This is a genomic window from Brevibacillus sp. AG162, from assembly GCF_006715575.1.
Classification (GTDB): domain Bacteria; phylum Bacillota; class Bacilli; order Brevibacillales; family Brevibacillaceae; genus Brevibacillus; species Brevibacillus brevis.
Map to the genome: position 1 here is coordinate 1 of NZ_VFNO01000017.1, position 23,890 is coordinate 23,890.

At 47.4% G+C, this 23,890-nt stretch carries 41 protein-coding genes; 2 read left to right on the forward strand and 39 right to left on the reverse strand.

All coding sequences use genetic code 11. From position 1 onward, the window contains the following. Positions 1-207: 207 nt before the first annotated feature. Entirely contained in the window at positions 208-441 is a 234-nt protein-coding gene (locus FB479_RS29715; protein ID WP_012684012.1) for a hypothetical protein, read from the reverse strand. A 115-nt stretch (positions 442-556) separates the two neighbouring features. Then, the gene (locus tag FB479_RS29720; RefSeq protein WP_106656087.1) at positions 557-1,210 is read right to left on the reverse strand and encodes a stage II sporulation protein M; all 654 of its coding nucleotides are present in this window, start codon (positions 1,208-1,210) and stop codon (positions 557-559) included. Positions 1,211-1,335: 125 nt separating this feature from the next. Here FB479_RS29720 and pdaB point away from each other — a divergent pair, with 125 nt between their 5' ends. Beyond that, the gene (gene pdaB / locus FB479_RS29725) at positions 1,336-2,106 is read left to right on the forward strand and encodes a polysaccharide deacetylase family sporulation protein PdaB (RefSeq protein ID WP_106656086.1); all 771 of its coding nucleotides are present in this window, start codon (positions 1,336-1,338) and stop codon (positions 2,104-2,106) included. A gap of 26 nt (positions 2,107-2,132) precedes the next feature. Here the strand turns inward: pdaB and FB479_RS29730 are convergent, their stop codons facing one another. Further along, positions 2,133-2,720: a KinB-signaling pathway activation protein gene (locus tag FB479_RS29730; RefSeq protein WP_106656085.1), complete on the reverse strand. Its 588-nt coding sequence runs from the start codon at positions 2,718-2,720 to the stop codon at positions 2,133-2,135. Between the two features lie 125 nt (positions 2,721-2,845). Between FB479_RS29730 and gerD the strand changes: the two genes are divergently transcribed. Beyond that, positions 2,846-3,505 (forward strand): spore germination lipoprotein GerD, encoded by a 660-nt coding sequence (gene gerD, locus FB479_RS29735; RefSeq protein ID WP_106656084.1) that lies wholly within the window; start codon positions 2,846-2,848, stop codon positions 3,503-3,505. A 49-nt stretch (positions 3,506-3,554) separates the two neighbouring features. On the opposite strand, the gene FB479_RS29740 is transcribed toward gerD, so the two are convergent. From FB479_RS29740 to rplD, 36 genes are all read right to left on the reverse strand, one after another. Beyond that, positions 3,555-4,667, reverse strand: coding sequence for a P-loop NTPase (locus FB479_RS29740; protein ID WP_142067620.1), 1,113 nt, complete (start codon positions 4,665-4,667; stop codon positions 3,555-3,557). 111 nt (positions 4,668-4,778) lie between these two features. After that, the gene (gene cwlD, locus FB479_RS29745) at positions 4,779-5,495 is read right to left on the reverse strand and encodes an N-acetylmuramoyl-L-alanine amidase CwlD (RefSeq protein ID WP_269149378.1); all 717 of its coding nucleotides are present in this window, start codon (positions 5,493-5,495) and stop codon (positions 4,779-4,781) included. Positions 5,496-5,620: 125 nt separating this feature from the next. Next, on the reverse strand, positions 5,621-6,013 hold the full coding sequence (gene rpsI / locus FB479_RS29750; RefSeq protein WP_005828788.1) for a 30S ribosomal protein S9: 393 nt from the start codon (positions 6,011-6,013) through the stop codon (positions 5,621-5,623). A 20-nt stretch (positions 6,014-6,033) separates the two neighbouring features. Continuing rightward, positions 6,034-6,471, reverse strand: coding sequence for a 50S ribosomal protein L13 (gene rplM, locus FB479_RS29755; protein WP_012684005.1), 438 nt, complete (start codon positions 6,469-6,471; stop codon positions 6,034-6,036). 254 nt (positions 6,472-6,725) lie between these two features. Continuing rightward, entirely contained in the window at positions 6,726-7,460 is a 735-nt protein-coding gene (gene truA, locus FB479_RS29760; protein WP_142067621.1) for a tRNA pseudouridine(38-40) synthase TruA, read from the reverse strand. Beyond that, positions 7,457-8,254, reverse strand: a complete 798-nt coding sequence (locus FB479_RS29765) for an energy-coupling factor transporter transmembrane component T family protein (protein ID WP_142067622.1) — start codon at positions 8,252-8,254, stop codon at positions 7,457-7,459. The genes truA and FB479_RS29765 overlap by 4 nt, the downstream gene beginning before the upstream one ends. A 2-nt stretch (positions 8,255-8,256) precedes the next feature. Next, complete coding sequence (locus FB479_RS29770) at positions 8,257-9,129, reverse strand: energy-coupling factor transporter ATPase (protein WP_142067623.1); 873 nt, start codon at positions 9,127-9,129, stop codon at positions 8,257-8,259. After that, a complete protein-coding gene (locus tag FB479_RS29775; RefSeq protein ID WP_142067624.1) occupies positions 9,105-9,956 on the reverse strand; it encodes an energy-coupling factor transporter ATPase in 852 nt (283 codons plus the stop codon). Before FB479_RS29775 ends, FB479_RS29770 begins: the two co-directional genes overlap by 25 nt. A gap of 168 nt (positions 9,957-10,124) precedes the next feature. Then, positions 10,125-10,484, reverse strand: a complete 360-nt coding sequence (rplQ, locus tag FB479_RS29780; protein ID WP_012684000.1) for a 50S ribosomal protein L17 — start codon at positions 10,482-10,484, stop codon at positions 10,125-10,127. A 56-nt stretch (positions 10,485-10,540) separates the two neighbouring features. Next, positions 10,541-11,485 (reverse strand): DNA-directed RNA polymerase subunit alpha, encoded by a 945-nt coding sequence (locus FB479_RS29785; RefSeq protein WP_005828801.1) that lies wholly within the window; start codon positions 11,483-11,485, stop codon positions 10,541-10,543. Positions 11,486-11,641: 156 nt separating this feature from the next. Beyond that, a complete protein-coding gene (gene rpsK, locus FB479_RS29790; RefSeq protein WP_005828803.1) occupies positions 11,642-12,043 on the reverse strand; it encodes a 30S ribosomal protein S11 in 402 nt (133 codons plus the stop codon). A 16-nt stretch (positions 12,044-12,059) separates the two neighbouring features. Continuing rightward, positions 12,060-12,428 (reverse strand): 30S ribosomal protein S13, encoded by a 369-nt coding sequence (gene rpsM, locus FB479_RS29795; RefSeq protein ID WP_012683999.1) that lies wholly within the window; start codon positions 12,426-12,428, stop codon positions 12,060-12,062. A gap of 21 nt (positions 12,429-12,449) precedes the next feature. Then, positions 12,450-12,563: a 50S ribosomal protein L36 gene (rpmJ, locus tag FB479_RS29800; protein WP_003333770.1), complete on the reverse strand. Its 114-nt coding sequence runs from the start codon at positions 12,561-12,563 to the stop codon at positions 12,450-12,452. A gap of 34 nt (positions 12,564-12,597) precedes the next feature. Continuing rightward, a complete protein-coding gene (gene infA, locus FB479_RS29805; RefSeq protein ID WP_003333772.1) occupies positions 12,598-12,816 on the reverse strand; it encodes a translation initiation factor IF-1 in 219 nt (72 codons plus the stop codon). 118 nt (positions 12,817-12,934) lie between these two features. Next, complete coding sequence (map, locus tag FB479_RS29810) at positions 12,935-13,681, reverse strand: type I methionyl aminopeptidase (protein WP_047074690.1); 747 nt, start codon at positions 13,679-13,681, stop codon at positions 12,935-12,937. A gap of 6 nt (positions 13,682-13,687) precedes the next feature. Further along, the gene (locus FB479_RS29815; protein WP_048035662.1) at positions 13,688-14,332 is read right to left on the reverse strand and encodes an adenylate kinase; all 645 of its coding nucleotides are present in this window, start codon (positions 14,330-14,332) and stop codon (positions 13,688-13,690) included. A gap of 60 nt (positions 14,333-14,392) precedes the next feature. After that, on the reverse strand, positions 14,393-15,688 hold the full coding sequence (gene secY, locus FB479_RS29820) for a preprotein translocase subunit SecY (RefSeq protein ID WP_106656566.1): 1,296 nt from the start codon (positions 15,686-15,688) through the stop codon (positions 14,393-14,395). Continuing rightward, positions 15,688-16,128 carry a 50S ribosomal protein L15 gene (rplO, locus tag FB479_RS29825; RefSeq protein WP_007716272.1) on the reverse strand — a complete coding sequence of 147 codons (441 nt, stop codon included), beginning with the start codon at positions 16,126-16,128 and terminating at the stop codon, positions 15,688-15,690. The genes secY and rplO overlap by 1 nt, the downstream gene beginning before the upstream one ends. Positions 16,129-16,161: 33 nt before the next feature. Further along, on the reverse strand, positions 16,162-16,347 hold the full coding sequence (rpmD, locus tag FB479_RS29830) for a 50S ribosomal protein L30 (protein ID WP_012683995.1): 186 nt from the start codon (positions 16,345-16,347) through the stop codon (positions 16,162-16,164). Between the two features lie 16 nt (positions 16,348-16,363). Continuing rightward, the gene (gene rpsE / locus FB479_RS29835; protein WP_047074695.1) at positions 16,364-16,861 is read right to left on the reverse strand and encodes a 30S ribosomal protein S5; all 498 of its coding nucleotides are present in this window, start codon (positions 16,859-16,861) and stop codon (positions 16,364-16,366) included. 18 nt (positions 16,862-16,879) lie between these two features. After that, positions 16,880-17,242, reverse strand: a complete 363-nt coding sequence (gene rplR / locus FB479_RS29840) for a 50S ribosomal protein L18 (protein WP_047074697.1) — start codon at positions 17,240-17,242, stop codon at positions 16,880-16,882. Between the two features lie 32 nt (positions 17,243-17,274). Then, positions 17,275-17,811, reverse strand: a complete 537-nt coding sequence (gene rplF / locus FB479_RS29845) for a 50S ribosomal protein L6 (RefSeq protein ID WP_106656567.1) — start codon at positions 17,809-17,811, stop codon at positions 17,275-17,277. Positions 17,812-17,846: 35 nt separating this feature from the next. After that, entirely contained in the window at positions 17,847-18,245 is a 399-nt protein-coding gene (gene rpsH / locus FB479_RS29850; protein WP_047074701.1) for a 30S ribosomal protein S8, read from the reverse strand. A gap of 27 nt (positions 18,246-18,272) precedes the next feature. Next, positions 18,273-18,458 (reverse strand): type Z 30S ribosomal protein S14, encoded by a 186-nt coding sequence (locus FB479_RS29855; protein ID WP_005828830.1) that lies wholly within the window; start codon positions 18,456-18,458, stop codon positions 18,273-18,275. Between the two features lie 24 nt (positions 18,459-18,482). Next, positions 18,483-19,025: a 50S ribosomal protein L5 gene (gene rplE, locus FB479_RS29860; protein WP_106656568.1), complete on the reverse strand. Its 543-nt coding sequence runs from the start codon at positions 19,023-19,025 to the stop codon at positions 18,483-18,485. 26 nt (positions 19,026-19,051) lie between these two features. Further along, the gene (rplX, locus tag FB479_RS29865; RefSeq protein ID WP_007716253.1) at positions 19,052-19,366 is read right to left on the reverse strand and encodes a 50S ribosomal protein L24; all 315 of its coding nucleotides are present in this window, start codon (positions 19,364-19,366) and stop codon (positions 19,052-19,054) included. A gap of 49 nt (positions 19,367-19,415) precedes the next feature. After that, positions 19,416-19,784: a 50S ribosomal protein L14 gene (rplN, locus tag FB479_RS29870; protein ID WP_012683990.1), complete on the reverse strand. Its 369-nt coding sequence runs from the start codon at positions 19,782-19,784 to the stop codon at positions 19,416-19,418. Positions 19,785-19,825: 41 nt separating this feature from the next. After that, positions 19,826-20,092 (reverse strand): 30S ribosomal protein S17, encoded by a 267-nt coding sequence (gene rpsQ, locus FB479_RS29875; RefSeq protein WP_012683989.1) that lies wholly within the window; start codon positions 20,090-20,092, stop codon positions 19,826-19,828. A 22-nt stretch (positions 20,093-20,114) separates the two neighbouring features. Further along, positions 20,115-20,312, reverse strand: coding sequence for a 50S ribosomal protein L29 (gene rpmC, locus FB479_RS29880; protein ID WP_012683988.1), 198 nt, complete (start codon positions 20,310-20,312; stop codon positions 20,115-20,117). After that, positions 20,302-20,736 carry a 50S ribosomal protein L16 gene (rplP, locus tag FB479_RS29885; RefSeq protein WP_007716249.1) on the reverse strand — a complete coding sequence of 145 codons (435 nt, stop codon included), beginning with the start codon at positions 20,734-20,736 and terminating at the stop codon, positions 20,302-20,304. The genes rpmC and rplP overlap by 11 nt, the downstream gene beginning before the upstream one ends. A 2-nt stretch (positions 20,737-20,738) precedes the next feature. Next, complete coding sequence (gene rpsC / locus FB479_RS29890; protein ID WP_048035658.1) at positions 20,739-21,401, reverse strand: 30S ribosomal protein S3; 663 nt, start codon at positions 21,399-21,401, stop codon at positions 20,739-20,741. A gap of 13 nt (positions 21,402-21,414) precedes the next feature. Further along, the gene (gene rplV, locus FB479_RS29895) at positions 21,415-21,747 is read right to left on the reverse strand and encodes a 50S ribosomal protein L22 (RefSeq protein ID WP_047074707.1); all 333 of its coding nucleotides are present in this window, start codon (positions 21,745-21,747) and stop codon (positions 21,415-21,417) included. Between the two features lie 29 nt (positions 21,748-21,776). Continuing rightward, a complete protein-coding gene (rpsS, locus tag FB479_RS29900) occupies positions 21,777-22,058 on the reverse strand; it encodes a 30S ribosomal protein S19 (protein WP_005828846.1) in 282 nt (93 codons plus the stop codon). 49 nt (positions 22,059-22,107) lie between these two features. Further along, entirely contained in the window at positions 22,108-22,938 is an 831-nt protein-coding gene (gene rplB / locus FB479_RS29905; RefSeq protein WP_012683985.1) for a 50S ribosomal protein L2, read from the reverse strand. 32 nt (positions 22,939-22,970) lie between these two features. Then, a complete protein-coding gene (rplW, locus tag FB479_RS29910; protein WP_007716243.1) occupies positions 22,971-23,261 on the reverse strand; it encodes a 50S ribosomal protein L23 in 291 nt (96 codons plus the stop codon). Continuing rightward, complete coding sequence (rplD, locus tag FB479_RS29915; protein ID WP_106656569.1) at positions 23,261-23,884, reverse strand: 50S ribosomal protein L4; 624 nt, start codon at positions 23,882-23,884, stop codon at positions 23,261-23,263. The genes rplW and rplD overlap by 1 nt, the downstream gene beginning before the upstream one ends. Between the last annotated feature and the right edge of the window lie 6 nt (positions 23,885-23,890).

The window sequence follows — 23,890 nt, forward strand, 5'->3', positions numbered from 1 at the left end:
CAGGATCAAACTCTCCAATAAAGTTTGTTACTGGTTCAAAGCTGGCAAATCATTTAATGATAGACTCATTAACGCTTTCGCTGTTCAGTTTTCAAGGAGCATTTTCCTGTCCTCAATGTTCATCGTTATTTGTGATGGCGTCTTAAGGACAAGAACTAATCTATCACGTTACCTATCTTTGAGTCAATATGTTTTTTAAAAAAGTTTTTAAGTATAATGTTCCTCCCCGAGTTTTCTGCGTCTAACATACTTGGATAACTCATTGGGAGAGGCGATTCTTGCATACATACGAAACATGATGGAGTACCTCTCCTCCATGGCCCGCTTCACTAGATGATCAATTCGTTTATCGCTAAAATCAAGGAGCATCTCTTCCAGCTCACGTTTTAACAAGTATTCTAGTTCCTGTACTTCTTTTGTATTGAACAAAAACCCTAGCAACGATATCGCCCTCCGCCTTACGAGTCTCTCCTCTATCCTTTCCATCAAAATTCAGCCCTATTCAAAATAAAAAGCCCTCCGTTTAGGAAGGCTTCAATTTGTTCACAAATCTGAATTATTTCAGTAAGTTCAATTGCTGCAGTTGTTGACCCACTGTTTCCTTGAGAATGGTTGGAGTAATCGTACTCTCCACAATAGCAGCGACGAATAGCAGAACGACCACAGTAAGAACCGCTACTGGAAATTGCTTGAGTGTATCGTACCAGTCATTTTTCAATCGTGCCAGCTTGTGCGGTTGGATTAGAGCTCCCACTGTGCGTAAACTCAGCACTCCTAAACGAATACCAACTCCCGCTGCAAACAGGATAGCTGGGAGCTCAAAAATTCCATGTGGCAAAATACCTGCACTAAAAATAAGCCATGGACTTACTCCCACCGTGCTGTATTTGAAAAGGAGAAATCCAAGCAGCACTCCATTCGTGAGCATTCCAATTATGGGGAAGAATGCAAACAATATTCCCAGCGCCATCATCATCAATGCACTGAAGACATTATTGGAAAAAATCATCCAGAATACCGCTAATGGTCCGCCGCCGTTGTCTTTTATCCGTTCAGCAATTTCCTTTAATTGGCCCATCATTTTATTGACCATCTCTTCAACAAGCGGTGCTTGAAAATAACCAATCAAGGCGCCACCAAAAAATAATAAGCATGCGGCGAAGAAATATTTTCGGTTATCAAGCCATAAATGCCGCAATCGATTGCCCATGCAACACACCCCTTTACTGCCTCTTCATTCACTATATGCATTGTACCTCAACAATAGCCAACAGGCCAAAGAATATCCTTGTCTTCCCTGCATAAACTGTTATCGGACAAAGGAGGTGCTTATCCATGAAATTCATTTACGTGATCAGCGCGAAACGATTAAAGCAAATCTTAATTATCGTCGCGGCCATCGTACTCACAGCTGGAATTGGTTATGCGGAACGCGATTCAATTGCTGCCTTTGCTGAAGGAGCCAGCACGCAAGCCCCCCAAGCTATTTATAAGGTCGACACCAAAGAAAAGAAAATCGCCCTTACCTTTGACATTAGCTGGGGAGAGACACGAGCATTACCCATACTGAATGTGTTGAAAGAAAAAAAGGTAAACAAAGCGACCTTTTTTCTCTCCTCCCCTTGGAGTCAACGACATCCAGACATCTTGAAACGCATCAAAGAAGATGGCTTAGAAATTGGTTCGCACGGTCACAAGCACGATAACTACACCAAATACTCCGATGAAGAAATTCGCTCCCAAATGGCCAAGGCTGACTCCATTCTAACCGAAATGACTGGAAAAAAACCTACGCTCATTCGGATGCCAAATGGTGATTTTGACAAACGAGTGCTGGAAATCGCGAATCGCATGGGTTATTCTGTCATCCAATGGGATACGGACTCAAAAGATTGGACCAATCCGGGAACAGATGTGATCATCAACAATGTATTATCGAAAGCTCATCCAGGAGACATCATCCTGATGCATGCGAGCGATTCTGCGAAAGATACACATCTTGCCCTTCCTGTGATCATTGATAAACTTCGCAAGGATGGCTATGAATTCGTTACGGTATCTGAACTCATCTCGGGTACAAGTGTAGACAGCAGTGAAATTCACTAAAATAAAAAAAGCTGACCTTCATTGGGTCAGCTTTCTCTTTTTACCAGACGGTGCAATTGCATGACTTGCCAGACGTTGCAAAACAATAGTGGAACGAGCATGGACAAAGTGGCACGCACATTATCTTCCTTCAATGCTGGAATCCATTCCAGTGCTGTAACGACAAACATAAAGAATGTCGTCGGTATCCATGCAGATTTATTGGTCAGACTCACTTTTCCGTATGCGGTAACAATAGCGACAATCAATAATAGCGTTGGCTCAATAAAATACGTGCCAAATCCTTTTCCCTCACCGAAGGACGTATAGCGAAGATATATCATATCGAAAAAGACAAACAAAATAAGAAATACTTGGACACTTTTCCACATGGAAGCGGTTTTAAATATCGTTTTGGCGAAATAGTTAATCGTCATATACGCAAAGAAACCCATCTGAGCCACAATGCTAATGGTCATTCCATACAGTAGATACATGAACAAGCCGACAAAAAAGTTACCGGTGCTTCCCACGAGCAGCTTGTCCAAATCAAAAATTAGGGCAACCAGGATCCCACCTAATCCCCCAAGCAAGAGCGTGGTAATAAAAAGCCAGCCATACTTACGCAAACTCACCAAGTATTCCCTCCCATCCACATCGAATATGATTGTACCAATGGATACAAGAAAATACTAGCGTAAGAACAAAACAAAATGCACACGTTACTTGTAGGCAGAGTAAAGAAGGAGGTGTCCACCCCATGAGAAAAAAGACAATGTCTTTTTGGTTAACCGCTCTTGTCTGTCTGGTGCTCACCAGTTGCGGGGGTGGCGGACAAGCGCAAAGTTCGTCTCAGCCTGATTATAAAAGCGTCAAAGACATGGTGCTGGACATATTGCAGACGGACGAAGCGAAGCAATCTGTTAGCAAGATGATGAAGGATGAAAAGTTCAAGCAAAGCCTGATGTTGGACGAGTCCACTGTGCGAACCACCTTGATTCAAAGCATGACCAATCCAAATAGTACGCACATTAAAGAGGCGTTTAAAGACCCCAAGTTCGCTAGCGCCATGGCGAAATCCATGAAAAACGAGCAAAAAACGCTCATGAAGGACCTGATGAAGGACCCTGATTACCAAAAAGAGCTCATTAGTGTTATGAAAGACCCTGAGTTTGAAAAAAATTTGATGGACCTCATGAAAAGCTCTGCCTATCGTCAACAAACTATGCAGGTGATGAAGGATTCCTTGCAAAGCCCTTTGTTCCAAGCTGAACTCATGAAGATCATGACCAAAGTATCTGAGGACATGACAAAACCAAAGGAGCTCAAGCCAAAGAAAAAAGGGAAAGGAAAAGAAGGTGGCGATGGTGGTGGCGGAGGCGATTCCGGCGGAGGCGGCGGCGGAGGCAGTTCTTCCTAAACGTAAAGGTGAGCTCTTTTTATAGAGCCCACCTTTTTTACGTACATTTTTATCGTTTTACAGCTTCTCCGCATTTTTCTACAACACGTTTTGCCATATCGATGTAAAGTTGACCAATTTCCGTCTTTTCTCCATAGATGGATGGGGAATAATCAGGTTCAGATGGATGATTATCCGGTTGACCCAGCGGAATTTGAGCGAGCAGCTCACATGCCAATGTCTCGGCAAGCTTAGCTCCTCCACCACGTCCGAATACGTATTCTTTCGAGCCATCCTTTGCTTCGTACCATGCCATGTTCTCCACAATACCAAGGATTTCATGACCGGTCCGTTTTGCCATAGCGCCTGCCCGGGCTGCTACAAACGCTGCTGTAGCATGAGGAGTCGTTACCACAATCTCCATGCTTTGCGGAATCATGGTGTGCACGTCGAGGGCCATATCTCCCGTTCCTGGAGGCAAGTCCAGCAAGAGGTAGTCCAGTTCTTCGCCCCAGTGTACTTCCGTGAAAAAGTTACGCAGCATTTTACCCAACATAGGGCCACGCCAAATGATCGGAGAGTTATCCTCCACAAAAAAGCCCATGGACATAACCTTTACATTTTGCTTTTCAACAGGCAGAATGGTTTCGCCAATCACGGTTGGACGTTGTTCAATATTCATCATATCGGGCACACTAAAGCCGTAAATGTCTGCGTCGATAATGCCCACTTTTTTTCCTAAACGTGCGAGTGCAACAGCCAGGTTCACTGTCACCGTCGACTTTCCGACACCACCTTTTCCGGAAGTCACTGCGATAAAGGTCGTATTCGAATCCTTCGCCAAGATCGGGTTCAAGAGGGGAGCTTGTCCCGGTGTTATGTTATGTGTTTGCCCACCTTGGTTCTTGCGAAGCTGGGCAGACAGAGCCGCACGTTCCTCGTCTGTCATCGATCCGAATTGCAGGCGTACTTCCTCGGCTCCTAGCGCTTTCACAGCTGCGATGACATCGTCCTCGATCTTGGCTTTCAGTGGACAGCCCGAAATCGTCAGAACAACGGTGAGGCTTACTGTCTTGCCTTCAATATGGATATCCCGAATCATGTTGAGCTCGACCAAGCTACGATTAATTTCAGGGTCTTTTACATCGCGTAGTGCTTCGAGAACCTGTTCTCTGGTCAACATTTTGGTTCACCTCATCTATGATCTTTTCAAACATTTTCATGCTGGTATACCGACAGCGTATGCGCGTTCATTATAGCATATTCGGGCGGTCGGGACACGACCACCGCCCTCTTAAGGTGTAATTGGCGCTTTTTCTCCCGAATACTGACGCAAGATCCCCTGATAAATGGCATTCGCCATAGCCTTTTGGTATTCAACGCTCTGAAGTCGCTTTGCCTCCTCCGTATTGCTGACAAAGCCTACTTCTACCATAACGGCTGGACAGTTAACCTCCCGAATCAAGAACACATTGTTCGTCTTGCTGGGAACCCGATCTGTATGACCGATCACCCGTTTGATTTCATCTTGAATCAGATAGGAAACTTCTTCGCTCTTTTTAAAGGTGGGGGAATAGAAAGTCTGCGCTCCTGACCATTTCGGAGAAGGGATGGAATTGACATGGATGCTGACCAAGAAATCCGGTGAACTGTCATTGACCAGCTTCACCCGGTTTCGAATGTCCTCTGCTTTTCGTTTACGTAGCTGGTCGGCATCTGGACTCGCCAAATCCTTGTCCTCTTCCCTTGTCATGACCACAAACGCTCCTGACTGCTGGAGAAAATCCCGCAAATACATGCTGATGGCCAACGTTACTTCCTTTTCAACCACATCCCCCGCTTTAGAAACCGCACCACCGTCCTTCCCACCATGTCCTGGGTCAATGGCTATAACCGTTCCTGTCAGCGGCAGCGACCATGCCTGCCAGGAAGAGCGATCCGGCGATTCGTAGGTGAACAACAGCATAAGTACAGCAAAAGCCAATATCCAGCCTACTCCTTTTCGTGTCACAGTGTATCGTCCCCTTTGTCCCATTCTCGTTCCATCTTATGGACAAACATGGACAAATATACCCGTTTGTGAAAAGGAAAAACCCCCTGCCTGCGAACAGACAAGGGGTTTGTATCCAACAGCAATTAGCGCTTGGAGAATTGAGGTGCGCGACGAGCTGCTTTCAAGCCGTATTTCTTACGCTCTTTCATACGAGGATCGCGAGTCAGGAAGCCAGCGCGTTTCAGAGCGCCGCGCAGTTCCGGATCTGCTTTCAGCAGAGCGCGAGCAACGCCGTGACGGATTGCACCAGCTTGACCAGTGGTTCCGCCGCCGTTTACGTTAACCAATACATCGTAACGACCAAGAGTTTCAGTCAGAACGAGTGGTTGTTTTACGATCAATTTCAGTGTTTCCAAACCAAAGTAAGTATCCATTTCACGCTTGTTGATCACGATGCGACCTTCACCTGGAACCAGGCGAACGCGTGCTACGGAGTGCTTACGACGACCTGTACCGTAGTATTGTACTTGTGCCACGTATATTTCCTCCCTTTACCTTAACCGCGAATTTGCCAAACTTCTGGTTTTTGTGCTGCGTGCGGATGCTCAGTTCCAGCGTATACTTTCAGCTTGGTGAACATTTGACGTCCCAGGCTGTTTTTAGGCAGCATGCCTTTTACCGCCAGTTCGAACATACGATCTGGTCTCTTATTCAGCATTGCGCCAGCAGTGGTTTTTTTCAGACCACCTGGATACAGGGAGTGAGTGTAGTAAATTTTGTCGTTCAGTTTGTTACCAGTCAATTTCACTTTGTCAGCGTTGATTACGATTACGAAATCGCCAGCGTCAACGTGAGGAGTGAATTCTGGTTTCAATTTTCCGCGCAGGATAGAAGCTACTTCGCTCGCCAGACGACCCAGCGTTTGGCCTTCAGCGTCAACGATGTACCATTTGCGCTCAACTTCGAGCGGTTTCGCCATATATGTGGTACGCATTTTTGTCCCTCCTAAATATCTTACCTAACACATATCCATCTACTTATAACCAAAACAACCGAAACTTGCAATGGAAGATAATTGCTGTTACGGGTGAGCAACTCTTCCAGGTGTTCCATGTAATCACGATCTTGTCTTTCAATCCCGGGGCTAGAGTGGGGCTAGGCGGGGTTAAAATACCAAGGAATATCGTACTACATAGACGCCCTATAGTCAAGTGCTGCTCGTTCGTCTAATAGTTGGAAATCAGAGAACTAGTAGACAACTTCCCACATGGTCAGACCCTTGGCTGGTGCTGTCTTACCTGCCTTTTCCCGATCACATGCGGCGAGGATTACCTTCAGTTCAGCAGGACTTCTTTTTCCTTGCCCTACTTCAACCAAAGTCCCCACAATAATTCGAACCATGTTGTACAAAAAACCGTTGCCTCGGCATGTTACCCATACCTCGTCTCCGATTTTTTCGACAGTGAGTCCGTACACAGTCCGAACCTTGTCCTCAACGAATGTCTTTGCCGAGCAAAAGGAAGTAAAATCATGTTCACCCACCAAGTAATGAGCAGCCTGCTGCATCGCGTCCACATCTAACGGAAACCGGACATGGTCGGCGTAGCGATGTCGAAATACATTCGCCACTGGGTTGTTGTCGATACAATATCGATATTCTTTTACTTGCACGTCAAAACGCGCATGAAAAGAGGCATCGACCTCTTCGACTGTCCGAATGACAATAGAATCAGGCAACTGATTGTTCAACACAAACCGCCATTTATCCATCGGAATGTTGCTAGACGTGTCAAAGTGAATCACTTGACCGCGTGCATGAACACCCGCATCTGTCCGGCCTGAACCGAAGACTTGGATATCCTCTCCGGTAACCCGATTCAATGCAGCCTCAATTTCACCCTGGACCGTTACTTGATCTGGCTGTACCTGAAAACCGCTGAAGTCAGTCCCGTCATATGCCAATACACATCGCAGTCGCTTCATGTACGCCACCATCCAATCACGATTACCAAGATCACACTCACAACAGCTACGATTCCATCACGCCAAGTGAACGTCAGCTTATTCAGCCGCGTTCTCCCCACTCCCCCGCGGTAGCCCCGCGCTTCCATCGCCAAAGCCAGCTCTTCCGCACGCCGAAACGCACTAACGAACAATGGGATAGCGATCGGAATCAGGTTCTTGGCTCTGCGTACGAGACTTCCACTGGTGAAATTGGCTCCTCTGGCGGTCTGCGCCTTGATGATTTTATCCGTTTCTTCCATCAGGGTCGGAATGAACCGGAGTGCAATTGACATCATCAGGGCTATATCATGAACCGGTATGCCGATCTTCCCTAGTGGTCCTAGTAAACGCTCCAAACCCTCTGTCAAATCGATTGGAGAGGTGGTCAGTGTCAGCAAGGAACTAATGAGAATCAAAAGTCCCAAGCGCAAAGAAATGAAGATCGCCTGGCGAACTCCCTGTTCTTCTACTGTAAACCATCCCCACTGAAAGTAGACCGTTCCGCCTTTCGTGATAAAAATATGCAAGACGACGGTAAACAAAATCAGGATCCAGACTGGCTTTAAGCTTTTTAATATATAGGACAATGAAAGCCTAGAAAGAAGTGCTGCATACAAGGTAAAACCAATGAGCATGGCGTACGTTACCGTATTGTTAGCCAGAAAAATCAAGGTAGCAAAAAGAATGATGAAGAGAAGCTTGCTTCGCGGATCTGCACGATGTAAAAAAGATTGCCCTGGTACGTATTGACCAATTGCGATATTCTGCAGCATGCCTAGCCCTCCTTTGGTACGGACAGTCGTTCCAGCAGATGGGCAATCAGCTCTTCCTCCCGATAAAGGGAGCTCGGCAGACTAGCCTTGTCCGGCAGCATTTGATTCAATTGCGATACGAGAGCCACCGTTTCCGGTACATCCAAAGACAGCTCTCGGAGACGATCCACTTGCATGAATACTTCCTCCGGCTTCCCCTGCAACGCTACTTGACCTTGTGCCATCACAAGCAAATAGTCTGCATAGCGGGCTGCCTCTTCCATGCTGTGCGTTACCAATAGTGTCGTGAGGTTTTGTTCCTGATGAATCCGGTAGATCCCTTCCAGAATCGTGACTCGTCCCGCAGGATCAAGACCCGCAGTTGGTTCATCCAATACCAGAACCTTCGGCTGCATGGCAAGAACACCAGCCAAAGCAACACGTCGCATTTGCCCGCCACTCAAATGAAACGGCGAGCGATCCTTGATCGTGGCATAATCCAGGCCGACAATTTCAAGGGACTCCTTTACACGCGCTTCCACCATCTCCGTTGGCAAGTCAAAGTTGAGCGGTCCAAAAGCAACATCCTTCGCAACCGTTTCTTCAAACAACTGATGTTCAGGATATTGAAAGACGAGCCCAATATTGCGCCTTTGAGCATGGGGTAACCGCCGCTTTGGAGTAATGACCGCATCACCCAGGGTAATCTGCCCTGTACTAGGCATCAGCAACCCGTTCAAGTGCTGAATCAGCGTTGACTTACCCGAGCCCGTGTGGCCAATAATTCCGACAAACGAACCGGATGGAATCGTCAGCGAAATATTGTGTAAAGCAACTCGTTCGAACGGTGTTCCCTTTGCGTAGATATGGCTTACTTGGTCAAAAGTAATTTGCATACGTGCTCCACCAGCTCCTCTTGATGCAGGACAAACGGTAAATCAATCCCTTTGGAATGAAGTGCGTGTCGCAGTCGAACGGCAAATGGCACATCCAGTCCCACCTGTTTCAAACGATCTACCTCATTAAACACTTCACTCGGTTTGCCTTCCATCAGGACTTCACCCGCATTCATGACGATGACCTTATCCGAATAGATGGCTTCTTCCGGAAAATGGGTAATGTTAATGATCGTGAGTCCCTCGTCACAGTTCAGTTGACGAGCCAGATTCAGCACTTCCATTCTCCCTTGTGGATCAAGCATCGCTGTCGCTTCATCCAAGATGATGACAGAAGGCCGCATCGCCATAATCCCTGCGATCGCCACTCGCTGCTTTTGTCCACCAGACAGACGATGTGGTTGTGCCTGTAAATAAGACTCCATTCCTACAGAAACGAGCGCCTCATCAATACGATCTCGCATCTCTTTGGGGTCCACACCCATGTTTTCTAGGCCAAAGGCGACATCATCTTCCACTGTAGCCCCAACAATCTGATTGTCCGGGTTCTGAAAGACCATGCCAACATGTCGTCGAATTTCCCAAAGCAGCTCCCCATCTTTCGTATCCATTCCACTGATAAGTACTGTGCCGCCTTCTGGAAGCAACAGAGCATTCATCAGCTTTGCCATCGTAGATTTGCCGGAACCGTTGTGACCCAGTACGGATACAAAGGAACCTTTTTGAATGGTAAGGTCAACACCTTGTAATACCGGAACCCGTTGGCCATCCTCACCATCGTAGGTATAAGAAACATCTCGCAATGCCAGCAGGTTATCTTCATTCATGAGGCATTCACAACCTCCCCAGCCTTCACAGGGAACTGACTAGCAGGATTTCGATAAGAAAGGAAAAAAGGGTTGAATCAGAGTCCAGCCTATGACCAGATCTGCCCCCACCCTTTTCGCGGTAATCTACCAGGCTTAAAACCTGAATAAACGACCAGTTTACATGTATTAAACGAATTCGATGTACGCCATTGGAGCAGCGTCGCCACGGCGAGGGCCGGCTTTCAGGATACGAGTGTATCCACCGTTGCGCTCTTTGAAGCGAGGTGCGATTTCATCGAACAGTTTTTGAACAGCATCGCGGCCTTCAGCATTCGCAACTTCTTTGCGAACGAAAGCAGCAACTTGACGGCGAGCATGCAGATCGCCACGTTTCGCGAGCGTGATCATTTTTTCAGCGATTGGGCGCAGTTCTTTCGCCTTCATCTCTGTAGTTTCGATGCGCTCGTTGATGATCAGGTCTGTTACCAAGTCGCGGAACAGCGCTTTACGAGCTGAGCTACGACGACCCAATTTACGTTGTGCCATGTGGTTTACCTCCCTCTTAATCGAGAGAACAAAAGTTTGCTTCTTGGTTTGCTACTCTAGTCGTCACTGCGCAGGGACAGGCCCAGTTCAGCTAACTTTTCTTGAACTTCTTCAAGAGATTTGCGCCCCAGATTGCGTACTTTCATCATGTCCTCTTCGGTCTTCTGCGTCAGCTCTTGCACGGTATTAATACCGGCACGCTTCAAGCAGTTGTAGGAACGAACAGAAAGATCGAGCTCTTCGATAGTCATCTCCAAGACTTTCTCTTTCTTGTCCTCTTCCTTCTCTACCATGATTTCTGCATCCTTCGCCTCGTCAGTCAGACCGACGAACAGGTTCAGGTGCTCCGTCATGATTTTAGCGCCGAGACTCACGGCTTCTTCCGGACTGATGCTACCGTTAGTCCAAACCTCAAGTGTTAACTTGTCATAGTTGGTCATTTGCCCTACACGGGTATTTTCCACTTGATAGTTAACGCGCTTGATCGGCGTGTAGATCGAATCAATCGGAATCACACCAATAGGTAGATCCTCAGATTTGTTTCCGTCAGATTGAACATAACCACGACCACGTCCAGCTGTCATGCGGATATGCAGACGACCGCCATTGGCCAACGTTGCAATATGAAGATCAGGGTTTAAGACCTCCACATCACTGTCAGCACGGATATCTCCCGCTTTGACAACGCCTTCGCCTTCTGCATCGATCTCGATTACTTTTTCTTCATCGGAATGGATCTTCAGCGCCAAGCCTTTGATGTTCAGGATGATCTCGGTTACATCTTCAACGACGCCTTCAACCGTAGAGAATTCGTGAAGAACCCCATCGATTTGAACAGTACGAACTGCCGCGCCTGGCAAGGACGAAAGAAGAATTCGTCTCAGCGAGTTGCCAAGGGTAGTTCCGTATCCGCGCTCTAGAGGTTCTACAACAAACTTTCCATACGAGTTGTCGTCGCTAACTTCCACAACCTCGATTTTTGGTTTTTCTATTTCTATCATTAAACAAACCCTCCTTCAAAACGTCGAAATCCTTGGGTGGGCCGCATACGTGCCCACTCAGGAATTTCCCCGGCGGTTTACCGTTTGCGTGCATGACAAGCTATAAATCAGAATTTACCATTCTAGTATGGACATGTTCTGAACGATATAAACCAGTTACACGCGGCGACGTTTTGGTGGACGGCAACCGTTGTGCGGAATTGGCGTCACGTCTTTAATCATGTTCACTTCAAGACCAGTTGCTTGCAGGGAACGGATCGCAGCTTCACGACCTGCACCTGGGCCTTTTACTGATACTTCAAGGGAACGCATGCCGTGTTCCATAGCAACGCGTGCAGCCGCTTCAGCAGCCATTTGCGCAGCAAATGGAGTGCTTTTACGGGAGCCTTTGAAGCCGAGGGAACCAGCACTGGACCAAGAGATCGCGTTACCGTGTGGATCCGTGATAGTGACGATCGTGTTGTTGAAAGTAGAACGGATGTGTGCTACGCCGACTTCAACATTCTTACGGTCACGACGACGGGTACGAGTTGCTGTAGCTTGTTTTCTTTTCGCCATGTCAGATTACCCTCCTTTACTTCTTCTTGTTTGCTACTGTACGGCGTGGACCTTTACGCGTACGAGCATTTGTTTTAGAACGTTGACCGCGAACTGGAAGTCCACGACGATGACGGATGCCACGGAAGCAACCGATTTCCATCAGACGCTTGATGTTGAGGGAGATCTCACGACGGAGGTCACCTTCCACCTTCACAGTTTTGTCGATGTACTCACGAAGTTTGTTCACTTCATCTTCTGTCAGATCGCGAACACGAGTGTTCATGTCTACGCCAGTAGCGGACAGAATTTTTTGAGACGTGGGGCGGCCAATACCAAAAATGTAGGTAAGAGCAACTTCAACGCGTTTTTCGCGCGGCAAGTCTACGCCTGCAATACGTGCCATGTGTCTAAAGCACCTCCTTGTTTACCCTTGTTTTTGCTTATGCTTCGGATTTTCACAAATAACCATTACGTTACCTTTGCGACGGATAACCTTGCATTTCTCGCAGATCGGTTTAACCGAAGGTCTCACTTTCATGGTTCTTGCCTCCCTTTTCTAGGGGTTTTGCTTACTATTTATAGCGGTACGTAATACGTCCGCGGGTTAAGTCGTACGGCGACAGTTCAACAGTTACTTTATCCCCCGGCAGGATACGGATAAAGTGCATGCGGATTTTTCCAGAGACGTGAGCGAGGACTTTATGTCCATTCTCTAATTCTACTCGAAACATAGCATTTGGCAAAGGTTCGATTACCGTACCTTCCACCTCAATTACATCATCTTTTGCCATGGTAAACTCTCCTTTCTTCTGCTCTTCAGTCGGACCATGAGTTTTGCGAAATGATCACACAACGAACTTATCGTCGACACGTTGGACGACAATCCCGAACCGTTCGGAACTACCGTTTTTATGTCCGTGTAAAAATCTCATAGCCATCTTCCGTAATCGCGATGGTGTGTTCAAAATGAGCACAAGTTTTCCGATCCACTGTTACTACCGTCCAATTGTCCTCCAATGTGCGGACATAACGTTCGCCGGCATTTACCATTGGCTCAATTGCCAACACCATGCCTGGTTTTAACCGTGGTCCTCGATCAGGAGGGCCGTAGTTAGGAACCTGCGGATCTTCGTGCAAGTTTTGCCCGATCCCATGCCCCACATACTCGCGAACGAGTGTGAAGCCGGCAGCTTCTGCATGAACCTGAATCGCATGAGAGATATCGGATAAGCGTCCACCCGGAACAGCTTTTTCAAGCCCCTTGTACAACGACTCTTCCGTTACTCTGAGCAGCTTCTGGTTTTCTGTTGAAATCTTACCGACCGGATACGTCCAAGCGGAGTCGCCATGGTAACCCTGAAACTGGGCACCGATGTCGATACTAATAATGTCTCCTTCTTGCAACGCCCGTTTACCTGGGATCCCGTGTACGAGTTCTTCATTGACTGAAGCACAGATACTTCCTGGAAAGCCACCATAGCCTTTAAACGATGGAATTGCTCCCATGCTTCGAATAAAGGTCTCGGCAATTTCGTCTAGCTGCTTCGTCGTGACACCAGGCTTGATCGCCTTGGCCAGTTCTTGATGGGTGAGTGCGACGATACGACCAGCTTCGCGCATAACCTCAAGTTCTGCTTTCGACTTTAGGATAATCATTCGCAATTACCCTCGCAACAAAGACTTAATTTCCGCAAACACTACCTGGATATCTTGTTCTCCATCGATATCTCGCAGAAGTTCCTGTGCGGAGTAGTAGTCGATAAGTGGCTGTGTTTGCGCGATATTCACGTCAAGGCGTTGTGTTACCACTTCGATCTTGTCGTCATCACGCTGATACAGCTTACCACCATCTTTATCACATACGCCAGCCTCTTTTGGAGGATTGAACATCGTGTGATAGCTAGCACCGCAAACAGGGCAGATCCAGCGACCGGTCAGACGTTCAATCAATTGCTCGCGTTGAACGTTGATGTTAATTACATGGTCAATTTCACGTCCCAGCTCTTTTACTGTAGCTGTCAACGCTTCCGCCTGAGGTACTGTGCGCGGAAAACCATCTAAGAGGAATCCCTTTGCGCAGTCATCCATCGAAAGGCGCTCCCGCACAATACCAATGACGACCTCGTCTGGGACGAGATGACCTTTATCCATATAGGATTTAGCCTCTAGTCCGAGCGGCGTTTCGTTTTTGACCGCAGCTCGGAACATGTCGCCAGTCGAAATGTGCGGGATGTCAAACTCTTTTACGATACGTTCTGCCTGTGTCCCTTTACCGGCTCCAGGCAGTCCCATCAGAATTATATTCACGTCCATTCCCTCCGTCCCATCAAAAAAGCTATAGAAGCTTTTCTGTAAACATCTAAGTCATTACTTGATAAACCCTTGGTAGTGGCGTTTGATCATTTGACTTTCAATCTGCTTCATTGTATCCAAACATACCCCGACCACGATCAAGAGCGATGTACCGCCGATGAAAATGGATTGCGGCAAGTTTGCAATACTACCGAAGAAGAATGGCAAAATGGCAATTGTCATCAGGAACAAAGCGCCCGCCAATGTTAACCGGTTTAATGTACGAGTAATGAATACCTCAGTGTTTTTACCAGGTCGGATACCAGGAATGTAACCGCCATTTTTTCTCATGTTTTCTGCCATTTGTACAGGGTTGATCTGTACGAATGTGTAGAAGTAGGTGAATCCGAGAATCAAGATAGCGTAAAGCGTCATTCCTAATGGTTTGTTGACTTGGAAGTTCTGATAAATCCAGTTAGCAAATCCTTGTCCAGATGCATCCACCCAGAACTGAGCAATCGTTGACGGGAACATTACCAGCGATACCGCAAAGATAACAGGAATAACACCAGCAGAGTTGATTTTCAGCGGAATGTGGGTAGATTGACCACCGTACATTTTGCGTCCAACCACTCGCTTCGCATATTGCACTGGAATCTTACGAAGACCTTGCTGCATAAAGATAACCCCGACAATAATGGCGAGGACCACCAATAGGATAAGCAGAACTTTGACGATGCTGAAGAAGATGTTTACAGATGGATCACCAAACATCGTGGTGTAGATTGTCGTAGCCGCATTAGGCAGTCCAGCAACGATCCCGGCAACGATCAGGATCGAAATCCCGTTACCGATACCCTTCTCCGTAATCTGTTCCCCCATCCACATCATGAATGCGGTCCCAGCTGTCAATGTCAACGCAATGAGTGCATAGCTGCCAACCGACGTGTCGTTTAACAAACCAGGCGCCATATTGTTGAATCCAATCGTCATCCCTACAGACTGAATCAACCCCAGGATAATTGTAGCGTAACGGGTAACAGTGGCAATCTTGCGACGGCCAACTTCCCCTTCACGAGCCCATTGCGTAAGCTTAGGCACAACATCCATGGACATCAGCTGCATGATAATCGATGCCGTAATGTACGGCATGATACCCATGGCAAAAATCGAGAAGTTTTGCAGTGCTCCACCTGAGAAGGTGTTCAACAAGCCCAGTAGTTGGTTTGTATTCTGCTGAAACAACTCGACATTTACGTTAGGAACTGGCACAAAGCTTCCGATCCGGAAAACAACCAGCATCATGAGCGTAAAAAGGATTTTGCGACGAAGGTCGCTAATTTTAAAAATGTTAGTTAAGGACGCTAACATTAGATCACCTCGGTTGTTCCACCGACTTGTGCGATCTTCTCAGCAGCAGCTCCGGAGAACTTGTGAGCTTTAACAGTCAGCTTCACAGTCAGTTCACCGTTAGCAAGAACCTTAACACCGTCGCGCAGCGCGCTGATAACACCAGTTTCTTTCAACAGCTCAGGTGTTACTACAGTGCCCTCTTCGAAACGGTTCAGCGCGTCCAAGCTAACAATCGCAAATTCTTTGCGGCTGATGTTAGTGAAACCACGCTTAGGCAGACGACGGTACAATGGGTTTTGACCACCCTCGAATCCTGGGCGAACACCTCCGCCGGAACGAGCGTTTTGACCTTTGTGACCTTTACCAGCAGTTTTGCCAGTACCGCTACCGATACCGCGACCGATGCGCTTACGAGTGTGACGGGATCCTTCTGCAGGTTGCAGTTCATGCAATTTCATACGTTGCACCTCCTAACTAATTGAGATGTTCAATTAAGCTTCTACTTCTTTCACTTCTACCAAGTGCTTCACTTTGAAAACCATTCCACGAATTGCAGGATTATCTTCCTTCACTACAGTGGAGTTGATTTTGCGAAGACCCAGAGCTTTAACAGTGTCTTGCTGATCTACTGTACGACCGATCAGGCTGCGTTTGAGGGTGATTTGCAATTTTGCCATGTTCATTCCCTCCTTATTAACCCAACAACTCGTCAACAGTCTTACCGCGCAATTTCGCGACATCTTCCGCTGTTTTCAGACGGCCGAGACCTTCCAGCGTAGCGTTGACCATGTTGATAGGATTGTTGGAACCAAGAGACTTACTCAAAATGTCACCTACACCTGCCAGTTCGAGAACGGCACGAACAGGTCCACCAGCGATAACTCCAGTACCTGGAGCAGCAGGTTTGATCAGAACTTTACCAGCACCGAATTGGCACATTACTTCGTGCGGAACAGTTGTTCCTCTCATCGGTACACGGATCAATTTTTTCTTAGCGTCGTCAATCGCTTTGCGAATGGCGTCTGGAACTTCTTGAGCTTTACCCATACCAGCACCTACGTGGCCGTTACGGTCTCCCACAACAACCAAGGCGCTGAAGCTCATACGACGTCCACCTTTAACCGTTTTTGCTACACGGTTAACTGCGACTACTTTTTCTTCGAGCTCTAATTTGCTAGGGTCGATACGCATTCCTTACCCTCCTTGTTGTTAGAATTGCAGACCAGCTTCACGAGCTGCTTCTGCCAGTGCTTTAATACGTCCATGATAAATGTAACCACCGCGGTCAAAAATCACTTCTGTCGCACCTTTTTCTTGTGCACGCTTAGCGATCAGTGTGCCAACAGCTGTAGCAGCTTCCACGTTAGCGCCATTTTTCAGGCCCAGCTCTTTATCCAAAGAAGATGCAGACACCAGTGTTACGCCAGTTGCATCATCGATCAATTGAGCGTAGATATGCTTAGAAGAACGGAAAACGTTCAGACGCGGGCGAATGGTAGAACCAATCACGCGTTTGCGGATTCGCAGGTGGCGTTTTTTCCGAGCTTTGTTTTTATCAGCTTTCGTAAACATTAAGCGGCCTCCTTTCTCATGAAGCTAGAAGCTTATTTACCTTTTTTACCTTCTTTACGACGAACCACTTCATCGCTGTACTTGATACCTTTACCTTTGTATGGCTCAGGTTTACGCAGAGAACGGATTTCAGCAGCAACTTGGCCTACGCGCTCTTTGTTAATACCTTTTACCACCAAAGTGGTTTGGTTTGGTACATCGATTTCGATACCCTCTTCTGGAGTAACTTCCACTGGGTGGGAGAAACCAAGAGAGAGAGTAACACCGTTGCCAGACTTGGCAGCACGGTAACCTACACCGACCAGTTCCAGGGTACGAGTGAAGCCTTCAGATACGCCAGTTACCATGTTGGATACCAGCGCACGAGTTGTACCATGCAGGGAACGGTGAAGTTTGTTATCGCTTGGACGCTCAACGATTACTTCGTTTTCAGCGATGTTGATTTTGATATCTTCATGGAAGCTACGAACGAGTTGACCCTTAGGGCCCTTTACCGTCAGCTCAGTTCCGTTCAGAGTGAGGGTAACGCCTGCAGGTACCACGATCGGTTTTCTACCGACACGAGACATGTGGTGCACCTCCTGTGCTATTTACAATCTGTTAATTACCAAACGTATGCAAGAACTTCTCCACCAACATGTGCTTGACGAGCTTGTTTGTCAGTCATTACACCAGTGGATGTAGAGATGATCGCGCAACCGAGGCCACCCAAAACCTTTGGTACTTCGTTGTTTTTCGCATATACACGAAGACCTGGTTTGGAGATACGCTTCAGACCTGTGATGACGCGCTCGTTGTTAGCACCGTACTTCAGGAATACGCGGATGATTCCTTGTTTGTTGTCTTCAACAAACTCCGCATCGCGGATGAAGCCTTCTTCTTTAAGAATGCGCGCGATTTCCTTCTTGATGGTAGACGCCGGGATTTCCACTTTCTCGTGGCGAACCATGTTGGCGTTACGGATGCGAGTCAACATATCTGCGATTGGATCAGTCATAACCATGAGAGAAAACCTCCTTCCCGTTTCAAATTACCAGCTTGCTTTTTTCACGCCTGGAATTTGACCTTTATAAGCAAGTTCACGGAAGCAAATACGGCAGAGTTTGAATTTGCGCAATACGGAGTGAGGACGTCCGCAACGCTCGCAACGAGTGTACGCGCGTACTGCAAACTTCGGCTGCCGCTGTTGCTTGATGATCATAGATTTCTTTGCCACATTCTTCCCTCCTTACGAGTGGGTTTATTTACGGAATGGCATACCCATTTGAGTCAGCAACTCACGAGCTTCCTCATCCGTTTTCGCGGAAGTAACAATTACGATGTCCATACCGCGAACTTTATCAATTTTATCGTACTCGATCTCAGGGAAGATCAGTTGTTCCTTCAGACCGAGTGTGTAGTTACCGCGACCGTCAAAAGCCTTGGAAGAAATTCCACGGAAGTCACGAACACGCGGGAGAGATACGTTCATCAATTTGTCGAGGAAGTGGTACATACGCTCGCCGCGCAGAGTAACCTTCGCACCGATCGGCATACCTTCACGCAATTTGAAACCCGCGATGGATTTCTTAGCCTTTGTTACTACAGGCTTTTGACCAGCGATGATTTGCAGGTCTTCAATTGCAGTATCCAAGGACTTAGCGTTAGCTACCGCTTCGCCAACACCCATATTGATGATGATCTTTTCTACTTTCGGCACTTGCATGATGGAAGTGTAGCTGAACTTGCTCATCAAGCTAGGCACGATTTCGCTCGTATACTTTTCTTTCAATCTTGTTGCCATCTAGGATATCCTCCTTTCCAACCTGACTACTTGTCGAGTACTTCGCCAGACTTTTTCGCGTACCGAACTTTCTTGCCGTTATCCAAAACTTTGTAACCGATGCGAGTAGCTTTTCCGGACTTCGGATCGATCAAAGATACGTTGGATACGTGAATAGCTGCTTCTTGAGTCACAATGCCACCTTGCGGGTTAGCTTGGGACGGACGGCTGTGTTTCTTCACGAGGTTGATACCTTCAACCAGAACGCGTTCTTTCTTTGGATAAGCAGCGAGAACGCGACCTTTTTTGCCTTTATCTTTGCCCGCATTTACGATAACAGTGTCGCCTTTTTTAACGTGCATCGCTTGGTGCACCTCCTATCGAACAAACTGCCTGAGTTTTGCCGTTCAATTAGATAACCTCTGGAGCCAGAGAGATGATCTTCATGAAATCCTTGTCACGGAGCTCACGAGCCACAGGTCCAAAGATACGAGTACCACGAGGGGATTGATCGTCTTTGATAACTACAGCTGCGTTCTCATCGAAACGGATGTAAGAACCATCGTTACGACGAACGCCACTTACTGTGCGTACTACTACCGCTTTAACTACTTGACCTTTCTTGACAACGCCGCCGGGTGTAGCGGATTTTACGGAGCACACGATAACATCACCGATGTTCGCCGTTTTACGACCGGAACCACCCAGAACCTTGATGCACATGAGTTCCTTTGCACCGGAGTTGTCAGCAACAGCCAATCTCGTCTGAGTTTGGATCATTTACTGTTCCTCCTTTCGGACTTAATATCCGAAAATCTGACTTATACGATTACTGCCTCTTCGACGATACGTACCAAACGGAAACGTTTGTCTTTCGACAATGGACGAGTTTCCATGATTTCTACGATGTCGCCCACTTTTGCCGTGTTGTTCTCGTCGTGAGCCTTGAACTTTTTCGAGAATTTCATGCGTTTGCCGTACAAAGGATGTGTCTTGTAAGTTTCTACAAGAACAACAATGGTTTTATCCATCTTGTCGGAAACAACGCGACCTACAACTGTTCGACGCATATTGCGATCTGCGGTCATCGTTCAAACCTCCTTCCTATAATTAGCCGATTCCCAATTCTCTCTGGCGCAGGACGGTTTTCGCACGAGCAATATCCTTACGCACTTGTTTGATACGAGATGTGGTTTCGAGTTGACCCGTAGCCAGCTGGAAACGAAGGTTGAACAACTCTTCTTTCAAAGAAGTAACGTTTTGTTCGATCTCGGCAGTGGTCAAATTACGGTACTCATTAGCCTTCATGTGCGTCACCACCCACTTCTTCACGCTTCACGAACTTGCACTTGATTGGCAGTTTGTGCATAGCCAGACGCATAGCTTCGCGAGCGACTTCTTCAGGAACACCAGCAAGTTCGAACATGATCTTGCCTGGTTTCACTACCGCTACCCATTTCTCAGGAGAACCTTTACCGGAACCCATGCGGACTTCGAGCGGTTTTTGTGTTACTGGTTTATCAGGGAAAATTTTAATCCATACTTTACCACCACGTTTGATGTAACGAGTCATCGCGATACGAGCTGCCTCGATCTGACGGTTAGTTACCCAAGATGGCTCCATTGCTTGCAATCCGTATTCACCGAACGCAACAGTAGTACCGCCTTTTGCGTTACCAGCCATTTTCCCGCGGTGTTGTTTACGGTGTTTCACGCGTTTTGGCGTCAACATGATTACTTGCCTCCTTCCTCAGTAGCGACGTTCTTTCTCGCTGGAAGGACTTCTCCACGATAGATCCACACTTTAACACCGATGCGACCATAAGTGGTATGTGCTTCAGCAGTACCGTAGTCGATGTCAGCGCGCAATGTGTGAAGTGGAACAGTACCTTCGCTGTAACCTTCAGAACGTGCGATGTCCGCGCCGCCAAGACGACCGCTTACCAAGGTTTTGATACCTTTAGCACCAGAGCGCAGCGTACGAGTGATCGATTGCTTTTGCGCACGGCGGAAAGAAATGCGGTTTTCCAATTGGCGTGCAATATTTTCAGCTACCAGAGTAGCATCCAGATCCGGACGTTTGATTTCGTTGATATTGATATGAACGCGTTTGCCAGTCAGCTCAGTCAAAGATTTGCGCAGAGTCTCAACCTCAGCTCCACCTTTACCAATTACCATACCAGGCTTAGCGGTGTGAATCGTAACGTTCACGCGATTAGCTGCGCGTTCGATTTCGATCGTGGATACAGCAGCATCTTTCAGACGCCCTTTTACATACTTGCGGATTTTCAAGTCTTCGTGCAACAGAGTTGCGAAGTCCTTGTCAGCGTACCATTTGGACTCCCAGTCACGAATGACACCGATCCGAAGACCTACCGGGCTTACCTTTTGACCCACACGTAATCCCTCCTTATTTCTCGTTTAGTACCACTGTGATGTGGCTCGTGCGTTTATGGATGCGGCTAGCGCGACCCATAGCGCGCGGACGGAAACGCTTCAACGTAGGACCTTGGTCTACGAAGATTTTGCCCACTACGAGGCTGTTTGGATCCATCTCATAGTTGTGCTCAGCGTTTGCAATAGCCGACTTCAGGAGTTTTTCAACAACTGGAGAAGCTGCCTTTGGCGTGTGTTTCAAGATCGCCAAAGCTTCACCTACTTGCTTGCCTCTGATCAAGTCTACCACCAGGCGGACTTTACGAGACGCGATGCGAATATTGCGTGCAACTGCTTTTGCTTCCATCTTTGTACCTCCTCTCTGTCAAGAGAAAATTAGCGCTTCTTGGACTTCTTGTCGTTGTCGACGTGACCCTTGAAGGTACGAGTTGGTGCGAATTCACCCAATTTATGACCAACCATGTCTTCCGATACGTATACTGGTACATGTTTGCGGCCATCGTAAACTGCAAACGTGTGTCCTACGAACTCAGGGAAGATGGTGGAACGGCGAGACCAAGTTTTGATCACGCGTTTCTCGTTCTTTTCATTTTGCTCGTCAACTTTTTTCATCAAGTGGTCATCCACGAAAGGACCCTTTTTTAAGCTACGTCCCATTAGTGAACCTCCCTTCGCCAAAGGCGTTCGGTTATAGTATCAGCCTACCTTACTTCTTGCGGCGGCGGATGATGTATTGGTCGGACTTGTTCTTCTTCTTGCGAGTCTTGAGACCCAGGGTTGGTTTACCCCAAGGAGTAACAGGTGCTTTACGACCGATTGGAGCGCGACCTTCACCACCACCGTGTGGGTGATCGTTCGGGTTCATTACGCTACCGCGAACAGTTGGACGGATACCCAACCAGCGGGAACGTCCTGCTTTACCGATGTTCAGCAGTTCGTGATCCAGGTTACCTACTTGACCGATAGTAGCGCGGCATACGTTGTGAATGCGGCGTGTTTCACCGGAAGACAGGCGAACGATTACGAACTCACCATCACGACCAAGCAATTGAGCGGAAGTACCAGCAGCGCGCACCAATTGGCCGCCTTTACCAGGTTTCAGCTCGATGTTGTGGATGGTAGTACCTACCGGGATTTTCTCCATTGGCAGTGCGTTACCGATTTTGATGTCGGCATCTGCTCCGGATACGATCTGGTCGCCCACTTTCAGGTTGTGTGGAGCGATAATGTAACGCTTTTCACCGTCTGCATAGTTGATCAGCGCGATGTTAGCGGAACGGTTTGGATCGTATTCAATGGTTGCTACGCGACCAATGATACCATCTTTGTTACGTTTGAAGTCGATAATACGGTATTTACGTTTATGACCGCCACCTTGATGACGAACGGTAATTCTACCTTGGTTGTTGCGACCAGCTTTTTTGCTGAGAGGCGCCAACAAGGATTTTTCGGGAGTCGACGTGGTGATCTCCTCGAAAGTAGAAACCGTCATTTGGCGACGACCAGGAGAAGTCGGTTTAAACTTTTTGATACCCATGTTAATACCCTCCTTTTCGGTAGTCGTCGAGGTTATACTCCCTCGTAGAAGGCCAATTCTTTGCTGTCATCAGTCAGCTTAACGATTGCTTTCTTCCACTCGGACGTGTAACCGGAGTATTTTCCGTAGCGTTTTGGTTTCGCAGGTACACGAACTGTGTTAACTGCTTCTACTTTTACGCCAAATACTTTTTCAACAGCTTGTTTGATTTCTGTTTTGTTGGCTTTGAGAGGTACTTCGAAAACGTACTTTTTCTCAGCCATCATATCAGTGGTGCGCTCGGTAATGACAGGGCGTTTAAGGACATCATGAAGGCTCTTCATTATGCGAGCACCTCCTCTACTTTCGCAACCGCTTCTTTCGTCACGATTACTTTGTCATGCGCTACCAGATCAAGAACGTTAATGCCTGCAGCATCTACGATTTTTGCACCTGGGATATTACGGGAAGCGAGCGCTACGTTTTGGTCGTACTCGGAAGTAACGATCAGAACTTTGCGATCTACTTTCAAGCTGCTCAGAACAGCTGTCATTTCCTTAGTTTTAGGAGCTGTGAAGTTCAAAGCTTCCAATACCAGGAGTTCGTTGTTTTGTACTTTCGTGGAAAGTGCAGATTTCAGAGCCAAACGACGAACTTTACGGTTCAGTTTGTAACCGTATTTGCGCGGAGTTGGACCGAATACAACACCGCCACCTTTCCATTGCGGAGAGCGAATGGAACCTTGGCGTGCACGACCTGTACCTTTTTGGCGCCATGGCTTGCGGCCACCACCACGTACTTCAGAACGGTTCTTTACATCATGTGTACCTTGGCGTTGGGATGCTTGTTGCATCACGATCGCATCGTACAGAACTGCGCTGTTAGGCTCAATCCCAAATACGCTGTCTGCCAGATCGATTTCGCCAACTTGAGAACCGGTTTGGTTATAAAGAGCTACTTTCGGCATGTCAGT

Excerpts from the sequence above, each read along its gene's own strand:
- map (WP_047074690.1), bottom strand. The coding sequence starts at position 13,681 with ATGATTATCCTAAAGTCGAAAGCAGAACTTGAGGTTATGCGCGAAGCT.
- rplD (WP_106656569.1), bottom strand. The coding sequence starts at position 23,884 with ATGCCGAAAGTAGCTCTTTATAACCAAACCGGTTCTCAAGTTGGCGAA.
- rplB (WP_012683985.1), bottom strand. The coding sequence starts at position 22,938 with ATGGGTATCAAAAAGTTTAAACCGACTTCTCCTGGTCGTCGCCAAATG.
- FB479_RS29775 (WP_142067624.1), bottom strand. The coding sequence starts at position 9,956 with ATGAATGAAGATAACCTGCTGGCATTGCGAGATGTTTCTTATACCTAC.
- rplE (WP_106656568.1), bottom strand. The coding sequence starts at position 19,025 with ATGGCAACAAGATTGAAAGAAAAGTATACGAGCGAAATCGTGCCTAGC.
- rplQ (WP_012684000.1), bottom strand. The coding sequence starts at position 10,484 with ATGGCACAACGTAAATTGGGTCGTCGTAGCTCAGCTCGTAAAGCGCTG.
- rplW (WP_007716243.1), bottom strand. The coding sequence starts at position 23,261 with ATGAAGAGCCTTCATGATGTCCTTAAACGCCCTGTCATTACCGAGCGC.
- rpmD (WP_012683995.1), bottom strand. The coding sequence starts at position 16,347 with ATGGCAAAATTGCAAATCACCCTCAAACGCAGCCTGATCGGTCGTACA.
- rplR (WP_047074697.1), bottom strand. The coding sequence starts at position 17,242 with ATGTTTACGAAAGCTGATAAAAACAAAGCTCGGAAAAAACGCCACCTG.
- rpsK (WP_005828803.1), bottom strand. The coding sequence starts at position 12,043 with ATGGCGAAAAGAAAACAAGCTACAGCAACTCGTACCCGTCGTCGTGAC.
- FB479_RS29765 (WP_142067622.1), bottom strand. The coding sequence starts at position 8,254 with ATGCTGCAGAATATCGCAATTGGTCAATACGTACCAGGGCAATCTTTT.
- FB479_RS29770 (WP_142067623.1), bottom strand. The coding sequence starts at position 9,129 with ATGCAAATTACTTTTGACCAAGTAAGCCATATCTACGCAAAGGGAACA.
- FB479_RS29720 (WP_106656087.1), bottom strand. The coding sequence starts at position 1,210 with ATGGGCAATCGATTGCGGCATTTATGGCTTGATAACCGAAAATATTTC.
- secY (WP_106656566.1), bottom strand. The coding sequence starts at position 15,688 with ATGTTAGCGTCCTTAACTAACATTTTTAAAATTAGCGACCTTCGTCGC.
- rplP (WP_007716249.1), bottom strand. The coding sequence starts at position 20,736 with ATGTTGACGCCAAAACGCGTGAAACACCGTAAACAACACCGCGGGAAA.
- truA (WP_142067621.1), bottom strand. The coding sequence starts at position 7,460 with ATGAAGCGACTGCGATGTGTATTGGCATATGACGGGACTGACTTCAGC.
- rplF (WP_106656567.1), bottom strand. The coding sequence starts at position 17,811 with ATGTCTCGTGTCGGTAGAAAACCGATCGTGGTACCTGCAGGCGTTACC.
- rpsH (WP_047074701.1), bottom strand. The coding sequence starts at position 18,245 with ATGGTTATGACTGATCCAATCGCAGATATGTTGACTCGCATCCGTAAC.
- infA (WP_003333772.1), bottom strand. The coding sequence starts at position 12,816 with ATGGCAAAAGATGATGTAATTGAGGTGGAAGGTACGGTAATCGAACCT.
- FB479_RS29785 (WP_005828801.1), bottom strand. The coding sequence starts at position 11,485 with ATGATAGAAATAGAAAAACCAAAAATCGAGGTTGTGGAAGTTAGCGAC.
- rplM (WP_012684005.1), bottom strand. The coding sequence starts at position 6,471 with ATGCGTACCACATATATGGCGAAACCGCTCGAAGTTGAGCGCAAATGG.
- rpsQ (WP_012683989.1), bottom strand. The coding sequence starts at position 20,092 with ATGACCGCAGATCGCAATATGCGTCGAACAGTTGTAGGTCGCGTTGTT.
- rplV (WP_047074707.1), bottom strand. The coding sequence starts at position 21,747 with ATGGAAGCAAAAGCAGTTGCACGCAATATTCGCATCGCGTCTCGTAAA.
- rplO (WP_007716272.1), bottom strand. The coding sequence starts at position 16,128 with ATGAAATTGCATGAACTGCAACCTGCAGAAGGATCCCGTCACACTCGT.
- rpsS (WP_005828846.1), bottom strand. The coding sequence starts at position 22,058 with ATGGGACGTAGCTTAAAAAAGGGTCCTTTCGTGGATGACCACTTGATG.
- rpmC (WP_012683988.1), bottom strand. The coding sequence starts at position 20,312 with ATGAAGGCTAATGAGTACCGTAATTTGACCACTGCCGAGATCGAACAA.
- FB479_RS29740 (WP_142067620.1), bottom strand. The coding sequence starts at position 4,667 with ATGTTGACCAGAGAACAGGTTCTCGAAGCACTACGCGATGTAAAAGAC.
- rplN (WP_012683990.1), bottom strand. The coding sequence starts at position 19,784 with ATGATCCAAACTCAGACGAGATTGGCTGTTGCTGACAACTCCGGTGCA.
- rpmJ (WP_003333770.1), bottom strand. The coding sequence starts at position 12,563 with ATGAAAGTGAGACCTTCGGTTAAACCGATCTGCGAGAAATGCAAGGTT.
- pdaB (WP_106656086.1), top strand. The coding sequence starts at position 1,336 with ATGAAATTCATTTACGTGATCAGCGCGAAACGATTAAAGCAAATCTTA.
- gerD (WP_106656084.1), top strand. The coding sequence starts at position 2,846 with ATGAGAAAAAAGACAATGTCTTTTTGGTTAACCGCTCTTGTCTGTCTG.
- rpsM (WP_012683999.1), bottom strand. The coding sequence starts at position 12,428 with ATGGCACGTATTGCAGGCGTAGACTTGCCGCGCGAAAAACGCGTTGAA.
- rplX (WP_007716253.1), bottom strand. The coding sequence starts at position 19,366 with ATGCACGTTAAAAAAGGCGACACTGTTATCGTAAATGCGGGCAAAGAT.
- rpsE (WP_047074695.1), bottom strand. The coding sequence starts at position 16,861 with ATGCGTATCGACCCTAGCAAATTAGAGCTCGAAGAAAAAGTAGTCGCA.